The organism is Pseudomonas sp. FSL R10-1339 (genome assembly GCF_009600545.1).
GTDB classification, from domain to species: Bacteria; Pseudomonadota; Gammaproteobacteria; order Pseudomonadales; family Pseudomonadaceae; genus Aquipseudomonas; species Aquipseudomonas bubulae.
The window spans coordinates 1-246 of sequence record NZ_WIVQ01000337.1 but is presented as its reverse complement, the minus strand read 5'-3'; the positions used below and the strand labels follow the sequence as shown (position 1 = coordinate 246).

At 64.6% G+C, this 246-nt stretch carries 1 protein-coding gene; it reads right to left on the bottom strand.

The window, feature by feature from the left end:
* On the bottom strand, positions 1 to 246 hold a 246-nt coding region (locus GHO03_RS24975), incomplete at both ends, for a CbtA family protein (RefSeq protein ID WP_178110397.1).

Sequence of the window (246 nt, the reverse complement as noted above, 5' to 3'; positions counted from 1 at the left end):
AGGCTGTGGAGCGCCAAAGAGATGCGGCACCGCCAAAATGGCAAGGCCAAGGACCTTGAGCGCCCAATGCTTGCCGAACACCAGCAGGGCGATACCGACTGCTGTAGACGCGGCCGTAGTGACCCACCACAGCTGACGTTGCAGCAGGTCGGCAGCGGCTGTGCCCGGCAGTTCCGGCGGCAGGCCCATTGTGGGGGCGAGGCAAGATACGGCATAGCCAGCCAATCCCCAGAGCAGGCCCTGAGA